General features: G+C 71.2%; 12 protein-coding genes. 1 reads left to right on the top strand and 11 read right to left on the bottom strand.

From position 1 onward, the window contains the following. Positions 1 to 291: 291 nt before the first annotated feature. From AC07FN_RS28330 to AC07FN_RS28300, 7 genes are all read right to left on the bottom strand, one after another. Positions 292 to 1,086 (bottom strand): type III pantothenate kinase, encoded by a 795-nt coding sequence (locus tag AC07FN_RS28330; protein ID WP_358567185.1) that lies wholly within the window; start codon positions 1,084 to 1,086, stop codon positions 292 to 294. 81 nt (positions 1,087 to 1,167) lie between these two features. After that, a complete protein-coding gene (gene panD / locus AC07FN_RS28325) occupies positions 1,168 to 1,644 on the bottom strand; it encodes an aspartate 1-decarboxylase (protein ID WP_093267982.1) in 477 nt (158 codons plus the stop codon). Positions 1,645 to 1,728: 84 nt separating this feature from the next. Then, positions 1,729 to 2,640 carry a pantoate--beta-alanine ligase gene (gene panC / locus AC07FN_RS28320; RefSeq protein WP_478398352.1) on the bottom strand — a complete coding sequence of 304 codons (912 nt, stop codon included), beginning with the start codon at positions 2,638 to 2,640 and terminating at the stop codon, positions 1,729 to 1,731. Continuing rightward, a complete protein-coding gene (locus AC07FN_RS28315; protein ID WP_358568441.1) occupies positions 2,637 to 3,536 on the bottom strand; it encodes a Rossmann-like and DUF2520 domain-containing protein in 900 nt (299 codons plus the stop codon). The genes panC and AC07FN_RS28315 overlap by 4 nt, the downstream gene beginning before the upstream one ends. 553 nt (positions 3,537 to 4,089) lie before the next feature. Further along, complete coding sequence (locus AC07FN_RS28310) at positions 4,090 to 5,367, bottom strand: PrsW family intramembrane metalloprotease (protein WP_478398351.1); 1,278 nt, start codon at positions 5,365 to 5,367, stop codon at positions 4,090 to 4,092. A gap of 50 nt (positions 5,368 to 5,417) precedes the next feature. Beyond that, entirely contained in the window at positions 5,418 to 6,293 is an 876-nt protein-coding gene (locus AC07FN_RS28305; RefSeq protein WP_478398350.1) for a DUF6779 domain-containing protein, read from the bottom strand. Between the two features lie 109 nt (positions 6,294 to 6,402). Beyond that, positions 6,403 to 6,888 (bottom strand): DUF3180 domain-containing protein, encoded by a 486-nt coding sequence (locus AC07FN_RS28300; protein ID WP_478398349.1) that lies wholly within the window; start codon positions 6,886 to 6,888, stop codon positions 6,403 to 6,405. Positions 6,889 to 6,979: 91 nt separating this feature from the next. Between AC07FN_RS28300 and AC07FN_RS28295 the strand changes: the two genes are divergently transcribed. After that, positions 6,980 to 7,927, top strand: coding sequence for a MerR family transcriptional regulator (locus AC07FN_RS28295; protein WP_478398348.1), 948 nt, complete (start codon positions 6,980 to 6,982; stop codon positions 7,925 to 7,927). A gap of 126 nt (positions 7,928 to 8,053) precedes the next feature. On the opposite strand, the gene folK is transcribed toward AC07FN_RS28295, so the two are convergent. The 4 genes from folK to folE form a co-directional block, all read right to left on the bottom strand. Continuing rightward, positions 8,054 to 8,548, bottom strand: coding sequence for a 2-amino-4-hydroxy-6-hydroxymethyldihydropteridine diphosphokinase (gene folK, locus AC07FN_RS28290; RefSeq protein WP_478398347.1), 495 nt, complete (start codon positions 8,546 to 8,548; stop codon positions 8,054 to 8,056). 127 nt (positions 8,549 to 8,675) lie between these two features. Beyond that, a complete protein-coding gene (gene folB, locus AC07FN_RS28285; RefSeq protein ID WP_478398346.1) occupies positions 8,676 to 9,065 on the bottom strand; it encodes a dihydroneopterin aldolase in 390 nt (129 codons plus the stop codon). Next, positions 9,058 to 9,906, bottom strand: coding sequence for a dihydropteroate synthase (gene folP / locus AC07FN_RS28280; protein WP_452618812.1), 849 nt, complete (start codon positions 9,904 to 9,906; stop codon positions 9,058 to 9,060). The genes folB and folP overlap by 8 nt, the downstream gene beginning before the upstream one ends. Beyond that, positions 9,906 to 10,520 carry a GTP cyclohydrolase I FolE gene (gene folE, locus AC07FN_RS28275; RefSeq protein WP_452618838.1) on the bottom strand — a complete coding sequence of 205 codons (615 nt, stop codon included), beginning with the start codon at positions 10,518 to 10,520 and terminating at the stop codon, positions 9,906 to 9,908. The genes folP and folE overlap by 1 nt, the downstream gene beginning before the upstream one ends. Between the last annotated feature and the right edge of the window lie 41 nt (positions 10,521 to 10,561).

Below are 10,561 nucleotides of genomic sequence, written 5' to 3'. Positions count from 1 at the left end.
CTCTGGGCCCTGCTGCGCGACAGACGAACCTTCAGCCCAGCTGGACCACAGAAAGCTACTGCTGCAGCTTGACATGATCATTCAGATTCTTTCAGCGGTTGACACCACGCGGCCCGTTTCGCGGCCGGTGTGGAGCGAACGGACCGTTCGCCTCGATGGGCGACGTGAACGGTCGGTTCGCTCCATCTCCCCGATCCGCTGGAATGAGGTGAACGGACCGTTCGTCCCGATGGGGGAGGTCAACGGGCCGTTCACACCACCCACCGAAAGACGAGCCGCGCACCCCGGGTGTCAGCGGAAGTTGCGGTCGAAGACGAGGCGGAGGCCCAGCAGCGTCAGGTCCGGGACGTGGTGGGTGATCGTCGTCGACTCGGTGACCACCAGCGGCGCCAGACCGCCCGTGGCGAGGACCGTGGTGGGGCCGCCGTGGGTGGACTCCAGCTCGGCGACGATGCGCCGCACCAGCCCGTCCACCTGGCCCGCGAATCCGAAGAGGATGCCGGACTGCAGGCACTCCACGGTGTTCTTGCCGATCACCGAGCGCGGGCGGACCAGCTCGACCTTGCGCAGCTGCGCGGCCCGGGAGGCCAGCGCGTCCAGCGAGATCTCGATGCCCGGGGCGAACGCGCCGCCCAGGAACTCGCCCTTGGACGAGATCACGTCGATGTTCGTGGACGTGCCGAAGTCGACCACCACGCAGTTCGTCGCGTGCAGGTGGTGCGCCGCCAGGGTGTTGATCACCCGGTCGGCGCCGACCTCCTTCGGGTTGTCCACCAGCAACGGCACCCCGGTGCGCACGCCCGGCTCCACGACCACGCGCGGCACATCGCTCCAGTACCGGCCGAGCATCACGCGGAGCTCGCGCAGCAGTGCGGGCACTGTGGACAGCGCCGCGATGCCGGTGATCTCCTCCGCGTAGTCGCCGAGCAGCCCGCGCATGGTCAACGCCATCTCGTCGGCGGTCATCCGCGGCTCGGTGCGCATCCGCCAGTCCCGCACCAGCGTTTTCGCGACGTCGGCATCCGGGCGATCGGCGTAGAGGCCGAGCACGATGTTGGTGTTTCCGACGTCGATGGCGAGCAGCACCGTCGTTCGTCCCTTCGGGAGATTCGTGCCAGGTCACGACTCGTGAGTGGTCGTGCCGGGACGACCACTCACGACAGCTGCTCAGTGCTCCGGCTGCTGCAGGAGGGCGTCCAGCTTCGCAGCGTCGTCCGTCTCGGCCGTGGGATCGGCCAGCACGGCGCCGCTGGTGAGCCCGGAGCCCTCCGGGGCGCGGGCCGGGTCCTCGCCGCGCTCCACGATGCGGTTGTCCGCGTCGACGAAGATCACCTTCGGCCGCACCGAACGCGCCTCCATCTCGTCCATCACCCCGTAGGAGATCAGGATGACGAGATCGCCGGGCTCGATCAGGTGCGCGGCCGCGCCGTTGATGCCGATCACCCCGGAGCCGCGCTCGCCGGTGATCACGTAGGTCTCCAGCCGGGCGCCGTTGGTGACGTCGACGATCGCGACCTGCTCGCCTTCCAGCAGGTCCGCGGCGTCCATCAGGTCCGCGTCCACCGTCACCGAGCCGACGTAGTGCAGGTCGGCCTGGGTCACCGTCGCACGGTGGATCTTGGACTTCAGCATGGTGCGGAACATCGCAGACCTCCTACTGCCGATACCGCGGCTTGCCGACGTATCTTGCGCGACACCCGATCGGGTCCGACGGGCGCCTTCCCCGACTCACGACCGCTCCGCCACCCCGGGGCTGCCCAGCAGCACCAGCGCGTTGTCGAGCAGCCTGGTCGAGCCGACCTTGGCCGCCACCAGCAGCCGCGCCTCGCCCTCGGCCGGGACCGGGCCCAGCTCGGTGTCGCGCAGCTCCAGGTAGTCGACCGCCACCGACGGCTCGGTGGCCAGCACCGCACCGGCGGCTTCGAGCACCGCGTCCGCGCCGGCCGCACCCGCGTGCGCCCCGGCCGTCAGCGCCGCCGAGAGCACCAGTGCCGCTTCGCGCTGCTCGGCGGTGAGGTAGGCGTTGCGGGACGACAGCGCCAGGCCGTCGGCTTCCCGCACGGTGGGGATGCCCTGGATCCGGGCGTCCAGGTTCAGCTCCCGCGCCATCCGGCGGATCAGCACGAGCTGCTGGTAGTCCTTCTCGCCGAAGAAGGCCAGGTCCGGGCGCACGATATTGAGCAGCTTCAGCACCACGGTGAGCATCCCGTCGAAGTGACCCTGGCGGGAGGCGCCCTCCAGCTGCTCGCCCAGCGGTCCGGAGTGGACGGTGATCTGCGGGTCGGTGCCGTACATCGTCTCGACCGACGGCGCGAAGACCAGCTCCGCCCCGGCTTCCCGGCACGCCGCCAGGTCGGTCTCGAAGCTGCGCGGGTAGCGGTCGAAGTCCTCGTTCGGCCCGAACTGCAGCGGGTTCACGAAGATCGACACCACGGTCACGGCGTTGATGTCCTGCCGGGCCCGGCGGATCAGCTCCAGGTGGCCGCGGTGCAGCGCGCCCATGGTCGGCACCAGGTGGATCTTGCGGCCGGTGGCCCGCAGGGCGCGGGTGACCCCGGCCAGCTCGGCGGGATCGCGGTGCACGGTCAGCTCGCCCCACGCGAAACCAGGGCTTTCACTCATGACGACTCCAGTGCTCATGACGGCTCCTCGCCCAACGCCTCGCGGACCGCTTCGGCCCCGTCGGCGCGCAGGATTCCGGCGTCCTCGGCGCGCTCCGCGGTCCGCTTCGCCAGCTCGCGGTAGCTGGGCACGACCTCGGGGTTCGCGCCGGACAGCGCCGCGAGATGGGCCCGGACCGTGCCGGCGTCGCCGCGCATCACCGGGCCGGTGATGGCGCGGTCGCCGAGGCGCAGCGCGTTGTCCAGCGAAGCGGACAGGATCGGCGCCATCACCCGCTCCGGGACCTCGATGCCCGCGCCGCGGAGCAGCTCGGCGCACTCGTTGACCAGCGTGATCAGGTGGTTGGCACCGTGCGAGAGCGCGGCGTGGTAGAGGCCGCGAGACTCCTCCGGGACCCGCACCGGCTCCATCCCGAGCTCCAGCGCCAGCGCCTCCGCGACGTGCCAGCCGGCCTCGTCCGCAGTGGACGCGGTGACGGCCATGCAGGCGGTGGCGAGGCGTTCGACGTCTTCCGCGCGGCCGGTGAAGGTCATCGCCGGGTGCAGCGCCAGGGGCAGCACGCCGATGTCGGCGGCCGCGGCGAGGACGTCCACGCCGTGCGCGCCGGAGGTGTGCACGAGGATCTGCCCGCCGCGCAGCGATTCGGTGGCGACCAGGCCGCGGACCAGTCCGGCTATCGCGTCGTCCGGCACGGCCAGCAGCACCAGGTCGGCCTGCCTGGCGACCTCGTCGGGCGGCAGCACGGCGACCCCGGGGAGCAGCTCCTCGGCCCGGCGCAGCGAAGCCTCGGACACCGCGGAAACCGCGGAGACCTGATGACCCGCGCGCCGCAGCGCCGCGCCCAGCACGGCGCCCACCCGGCCGGCGGAGATGATTCCGACCCGCAGCCGAGGGCCCGTGCGACCAGCAGCAATCGCCACGTCGTCCTCCAATACCGTTCCAGTCCCAACCACCGGGTACCGGACAGCAGCGCGAGAGTAGCCCGCGAATCCCGCCGCCGTGCCCGTCAGGTGGCGAGGACCACGCATTCCGGTCCCGCCACCCGCCCCAGCCCGGCAGTCTCCAGCCCCGCACCCCCGACGAACACCCGGGGCCCACTCCCACGACCCCAGGACTCAGCGTCCCGAACCCCAGGACTCGACTTCCACGGACCTCAGGACTCGGCATCCGGCGAACCCCAGGACTCGACTTCCACGGAACTCGGGGGCCCGGCTTCCAGGGAACTCAGGACTCGGCTTCCACGGAATCCGGGCCCAGTTTCAATTGAAACTGGGCCCGGGTTCCGGTCGAAACCGGGCCCGGATTTCGGTCGAAACCGGACCCCGGTTTCCGTCGGAACCAGGCCGGGACCATCCACACCCCTCCGGTGTGTCGTGCCCCGACACGCCGGAGATCCGCAATTTCAATGGAAATCGAAGGTCCGATTTCCATTGAAATTGCGGTCCGTCACCCGAGCAGCGGTCAGTCTCAGGAGCGTTGGATCGGGGGCTTGGGGCGGTTGCCTGGGTACGGCGGGCGCTTGAGGTTGTGCTGGGTGAGCTCGTTGATCTTGATGCGCGCCGTCTGGATCGCCTGCTGGGTGCCCGCCGCCGACCGCCGGGCCTGCTTCAGGTCCGCGATCAGCTTCTCCCGGCGCGCCCGGCGCGCCGCGCTGGTGGTCCGGCCCTGCTCCGCCCGGTGCTGCAGGAACGCCAGCTCGGTCACCGCGATCTGGTAGTCCCGCACCGCCTTCGCCGCCTCGTGCCCGGCGCTGCGCCGCACCTTGCGCAGCCAGCCGCGACGACCCGCGAGCGTCGCGAGCATCTCCATCTCGCTGCGCACGATCAGCCCGGCCCGCTCCAGCACCGGCAGCTGCTGGATGACGATCCGCTGCTCCCGCTTGCGCTGCCACACCACCAGCCAGAAGGTGCCCAGGAAGATCGGCACCATGATCAGGAAGTAGACGTTCAGGAACTCCGCGCCGCCGAACAGCGTGGACGCGTTCCACACCGCGTGCAGCAGCACCGCGCCCGCGAAGCCGAGCACCAGGTACAGCACCCGGATCCGCTTCCGGTCGGTGCGCGAGGCCAACCCGATGCCGATGCCGAACATCGAGCTGAACAGCGGGTGCGAGAACGGCGCGAGCACGCCGCGCACGATGAACAGCGCCACGACACCGCCGCTGACGCCGCCGAGCCCACCGGCCACGAACGCCTTGCCGAAGTACAGGATGTTCTCGGTGAAGGCGAAGCCCGCCGCGGTCAGCGCCGCGTACACGATGCCGTCGACGAGCCCGTTGAACTCCGACCGGCGGCGGAACCACAGCGCCACCACGAACAGCGCCTTCGCCGCCTCCTCGACCAGCGGGCCCATCACGGCCGTGGCGAAGAACCGGTCGCCGCCCGCGCTGAACAGGACGTTGCCGAGCCCGATCATCGCGTCGTTGAGCAGCAGCGAGCACGCGGTCGCCCCGCCTGCGCCCCACAGGAACGCGCCGAGCAGCAGCATCGGCGGCTCCGGCTCCCAGCGGTCGATCCAGATGATCGCGGCGAACACCACGCCCACCGGGAGCAGCGCGGCCACCGCGCCGACGAGCGCCGCCGCCACGCCGACCTTCGAGGTGGTGACGCCGACCATCACCAGCCCGCAGATTCCGAGCACGATCAGGCCGGCGACGGGCCATCCGACGGCGTGGTTCTTGCGGGTCTGCAGCCTGCGCGCGCCGGAAAGATCGGCGGGCTGCCTCTGAAGGTCAGGACTCGACACGGACAAAACCCTAGAGAACGGCCTCAGGGCATGCCCGGATAGTCACCTTCTCAGGCGCGTCGGCGGCGTCGGCGCTGCGTGTCGGAGGGCCCGCCGTACGCGGCGAGCAGGTCGTTCACTGAGGTCCCCTCGGCGTGCGCGCCCGCCGGGTCCGGCTCCGGCGGCGGTGCGGCGGCGGCCGGTTCGGGCTTGGGCTTGGGCTTGGGCGGCTCCGGCCGCTCGTACTGCGCCCGGTCGGGCCGGCGGGGCGCGGCCTGGCGCGCCGGATGGGCCTGCGTCGGCTGCTGCTTCGGCCGCTGGCGCGGCTTGGGCCGCCGCTCCGGCTGCTCCCCGGCCAGCTTCGTGATCAGTTCGGTGTTGGGCTGGACGACGTTCTGCGGCTGCGGTTGCGGCGGCGCGGCGGGCAGTTCGCGCCCAGTCGGCGGCTGCACGAGCTGTCCCTCGACCTTGCCGAGTTCGGGCAGCGAGCGGACCCGGGTGGACTCGGCGCGCAGGGCGACCCGCTCGAACAGCACGTCGCCGCCGAGCACCTGCTCCAGGCTCTCGCGCAGCCGGCGCAGCTCGGCCTGCAGCTCCTTGATCTCGCCCTCGGACTCCTCGGCCGCCTGCCGGCGTGCTTCGGCCTCCGCCTCCAGCTCGAACTCGTGCCGGGCCGCGATCTCCCGCTCCAGTTCGAGTTCGTAGATCCGCTGCCGGTCCGCGACGAGCTCCTCGCCCTGCACCACCCGGTGCCGCAGTTTGGCGACCGCGAACGCGCCGATCAGCGCCGACCACAGCGCGGCGACCAACCCGAGCCGCAGGTAGCGGACGTCGTTGCTGACCACCAGCACCGCCGTGGCGGCCGCGGCGAGCACCAGCGCTCCGACCCACAGGGCCGTCGATCGCCCCTTGCTGGATTCGGTCTCGGTGCCGCCGCGTTCGGACATGCCCACCACGGTACCGGGCGGTTATCAGTTCGAGATCTCAAGGCGAGCGACCCGCCTCCACTTTGGTCGGTGTGGCGCAGCGCACCGCCCGCCGAACGGCCGAGCAACGTCACTCGTCTTCGTAGGGTTCTTCCGGCTCATCGGGATTGCGCAAGCAGTTCTCCAGCCAGAGCCCGGCGCCGATCAGCGAGCCGGCGCTGATCAACCCGACCACCGCGGAGGCCGTGTCGGCCCGGGCGGCCTCGACCCTGCCGTACAGCGGCAGCAGGTAGGCGATCAGCCCGATCCACACGCCCGCCATGATCGCGCCGGCCAGCGACGACGCCTTGGCCAGCGCGACGGCGCGCGCGGCGGTCAGTCCGTCGACCGGTTCGGTGCCGGGCTTGCGCTTCACCCGCGGCCGCATGTTCAGCGCCAGCAGCACGTCGACGAGCGCGATCAGCAGCAGCGTCGCCCCGGCCAGCACCGGCAGCTGCGGCAGCTCGCCGTACAGCAGCCGGGTGAGCAGGTAGACCACGACTGCCGCTGCCAGCCCGCCCGCGATGAGGTGCCGGGGCTTGGTGAAGGTCAAGTGCTCTGCCTGTCGCGGTGCCACGGTTCCAGCATGGCACCTCACAGCACCGGCACCATCCGCGGGCGAAAATCATCTTGAGTCTCCCCTGACTGGAGGGTCCAAGGTGAATCGCGTGGACGACACCGCGCTCTACACGATCGGCGAGCTGTCCCGGCGCACCGGGCTGAGCGTGAAGACGATCCGGTTCTACTCCGACAGCGGCGTGGTGCCGCCCACCGACCGAACCGCGGCGGGCTACCGGCGTTACGACGTGACGGCCATCAGCCGGCTGGAACTGGTGCGCACCCTGCGCGAACTGGGCGCCGGGCTGGACGAGGTGCAGCGGGTGCTCGCCCGCGAGACCACGCTCTCGCACCTGGCCAGGACGCACTTGGACCTGCTGGAGGAGCAGATGCGCCTGCTGCAGACCCGGCGCGCGGTGCTGCGGGCGGTCGTGAAGCTGGACCGTTCGACCGAGGAGGTAAGACTCATGCACAAGCTGGCGCAGATGTCCGACGAGGAGCGCAACCGGCTGATCGACGAGTTCTGGGACGAGGTCAGCGCCGACCTCAACATGACGCCGGGGTTCACCGAGTGGATGCGCTCGGCCAAGCCGAACCTGCCGGAGGACCCGACGGCGGAGCAGCTGGAGGCCTGGATCGAGCTGGCGGAACTGGTGCGGGACACCGACTTCCGGCGCGCGGTGCGGGCGCTTTCCCAGGAGCACTCGGACCGCCGCGACGCGGGCGAGTCGATGGCGGTGGCGAACCCCGAGGACGCGCAGAAGTGGTGGGCGATCACCGACGAGGCGCGGGTGTCGGTCGAGGCGGGCACGCCGCCGGAGAGCACCGAAGCGCAGGCACTGGTCGAGCGGATGATGGCGATGGCCGCCGTGGAGTGGGACCGGCCCGACTCCGCCGAGTTCCGCCACGAGCTGGCGGAGCACTACGACAACGACACGGACGAGCGGATGTCGCGCTACTGGGAACTGCTGGGGATCATCAACGGCTGGCCGACGCACCCGGTGACGGCGGCCAGCACCCGCTGGCTGGCGGCGGCGATCCGCGCGTCGATCAAGTAATCGGTCGCGCGAGCGCTTTCCGTTGCGTCAGAGCCCATTCGGGACTCGCGTTCGCCACGCCTGGCAGATGGCGATTTCGCGCGAGATCGCCATCTGCAGCCACCTGGCGGAACCAGCCGATCGTCCTCAGTGGAGTTCCAGATCGGCGCGGAGGTGGACGTCGGCGATCTCGTTGGCGGGCAAGGCATCCAGCAGATCGGCGACGCGGCCGTGCCCGGGCAGCTCGGCGCCCGGGTCGATCGCCAGCCACGGGATCAGCACGGTGGCCCGGCTCGGCGTGCCGGGGTGCGGCAGCAGCAGCTCCGGGTCGTCGCTGCGGACACCGTCCACTGTGACCACATCGACGTCCAGGGTCCGCGGGCCCCACCGCTGTTCGCGGCGGCGCTCCGCCTCCTGCTCCAGCGCCTGGCCCCGGCGCAGCCAGCCCCATTCGTCGAGCTCGGGGGACTCCACGATGAGCACCGCGTTGAGGAAGTCCGGCTGGTCGGTGACGCCCCACGGCGCCGTCTCGTACACCGGGGACGCCGCGACCAGCACGTCGGACAGGCCGTCGACGGCGAGCCGGAGGTACGCCAACCGGTCGCCGAGGTTGGACCCCAGCGAAAGCACCGCCCTGCTCATCGCACCCTCCCGAGCTCGCACGGCCCCGAGGGGGACGTCCGGTTTTGCCTGAAATTGGGAACTTCCGACCGCAACCGCGCGGCATCCCGGCGATGGGGACTCCCGGTCTTGCCTGAAATTGGGCGTCTCAAGCCGGGACGACGCTGCCGCGACCGCCTCGTCGGGAGCGGCGGATCGTCACCGCCACGTCTCCGAAGGTCAGCGGGATCGGCGCGCTCGGCTTGTGGATCGTGACCTCGGCGGCGTGCACCCGCTCGTCGGTCATGACGTCCTCCGCGATCTCGCCCGCCACGCTCTCGATCAGGTCCCGCGACGGCCCGGCGACGATCGCCGCCGCCCGCTCGGCCAGCTCGCCGTAGTGCAGCGTCTTCTGCAGGTCGTCGCTGGCGGCGGCCTCGCCCAGGTCGATCCACACCGTGATGTCGACGAAGAAGTCCTGGCCGTCGCGCTTCTCGTGGTCGAAGACGCCGTGGTTGCCGCGAACCTTCAGACCCGTCAACGTGATCCGGTCAGCCACCGAGTTCCCCTCCGCTGCGCCACGCCGCGGTCACCGCGACCGCGTCCAACGACTGCAAGACGTCGTGCACCCGCACGCCCCAGGCGCCGCGATCCGCCGCCAGCGCCGACACCACGGCAGTCGCCGTCTCCCGCCCCGCGGGCGGTCGCGGCTTGCCGTCCGCATCGGCGAGCAGCCGGCCGAGGAACCGCTTGCGCGAGGCCCCGACCAGCACCGGGAAGCCCAGGCCGACGAAGACGTCGAGCCGCTGCAACAACTGCCAGTCGTGCGCGCCGGTCTTGGCGAACCCGAGCCCCGGGTCCAGCACGATCGCGCCCTCGGCCACGCCTGCGGCCAACGCCACGTCGACCTGCCGCAGCAGCTCGGCGCGCACCTCCGCGACGACGTCCTCGTAGACCGCGAGGCTGTTCATGTCCTTGCTGTGGCCGCGCCAGTGCATCAGCACCCACGGGAGCCCGGTGTCCGCGGCGACGTGCGCCATTTCCGGGTCGGCCAGCCCGCCCGACACGTCGTTGATCACCGCCGCGCCGGCCTCCGCCGTCACCGCCGCGACCTTGGCGCGGGTCGTGTCCACGCTCACCGGAACCCCGGCCGCGACCAGCTCCCGCACCACCGGCAGCACGCGCTCGATCTCGGTGGCGGCGTCGACCCGCTGCGAACCCGGCCGCGTCGACTCGCCGCCGACGTCGATGATGTCCGCGCCCAGCCGGTGCATCTCGACGCCGTGCGCGACGGCCGCCGCGCGGTCCAGGTAGCGCCCGCCATCGGAGAACGAATCCGGCGTCACGTTGAGCACGCCCATCACCGCGCAGCGCTGCGGATGGGGCAGCAGCGAATGCATCAGCGTCCCCTGATCAGCGACAGCGCCTCGGAACGCGAGGACGCCGAGCTGCGGAAGATGCCGCGCACGGCGGACGTGGTGGTCGTCGAGCCCGCCTTGCGAACGCCGCGCATGCCCATGCACAGGTGCTCGGCGTCGATCACCACGATCACCCCGCGCGGGTCCAGCCGGCGCACCAGGGCGTCCGCGACCTGCGAGGTGAGCCGCTCCTGCACCTGCGGGCGCTTGGCGTAGAGGTCGACCAGCCTGGCCAGCTTGGACAGCCCGGTGACCCGGCCCTGCTCGTTCGGGATGTAACCGACGTGCGCGTTGCCGTGGAACGGCAACAGGTGGTGCTCGCACTGCGAGTAGACCGGGATGTCGCGGACGAGGACCAGTTCCTCGTGCGCCTCGTCGAAGGTCCGGTCCAGGACCTCGTCGGGATTCGTGTACAGGCCCGCGAACAGCTCGCGATAGGCGCGGGCGACGCGGGCCGGGGTGTCCCGCAGGCCCTCCCGGTCCGGGTCTTCGCCTGCCGCGATCAGCAGCTCCCGGACGGCCGCTTCAGCGCGGGCGTGGTCGAACTGGGGAATGTGGAAAGAGCCGTCGGGACGGAAGTTGCCTTCCGCCCCGATCGGCTCGTCGACCGTGCTGGTCAATTGTCTTTCCTCCACCG

Source organism: Saccharopolyspora sp. NPDC045941 (genome assembly GCF_056431445.1).
The sequence above is the reverse complement of the archived record's forward strand: the minus strand, read 5'-3'. Positions and strand labels throughout refer to the sequence as shown.

Excerpts from the sequence above, each read along its gene's own strand:
- panD (WP_093267982.1), bottom strand. The coding sequence starts at position 1,644 with ATGTTCCGCACCATGCTGAAGTCCAAGATCCACCGTGCGACGGTGACC.
- panC (WP_478398352.1), bottom strand. The coding sequence starts at position 2,640 with ATGAGCACTGGAGTCGTCATGAGTGAAAGCCCTGGTTTCGCGTGGGGC.
- AC07FN_RS28305 (WP_478398350.1), bottom strand. The coding sequence starts at position 6,293 with ATGTCCGAACGCGGCGGCACCGAGACCGAATCCAGCAAGGGGCGATCG.
- folK (WP_478398347.1), bottom strand. The coding sequence starts at position 8,548 with ATGAGCAGGGCGGTGCTTTCGCTGGGGTCCAACCTCGGCGACCGGTTG.
- folP (WP_452618812.1), bottom strand. The coding sequence starts at position 9,906 with ATGCATTCGCTGCTGCCCCATCCGCAGCGCTGCGCGGTGATGGGCGTG.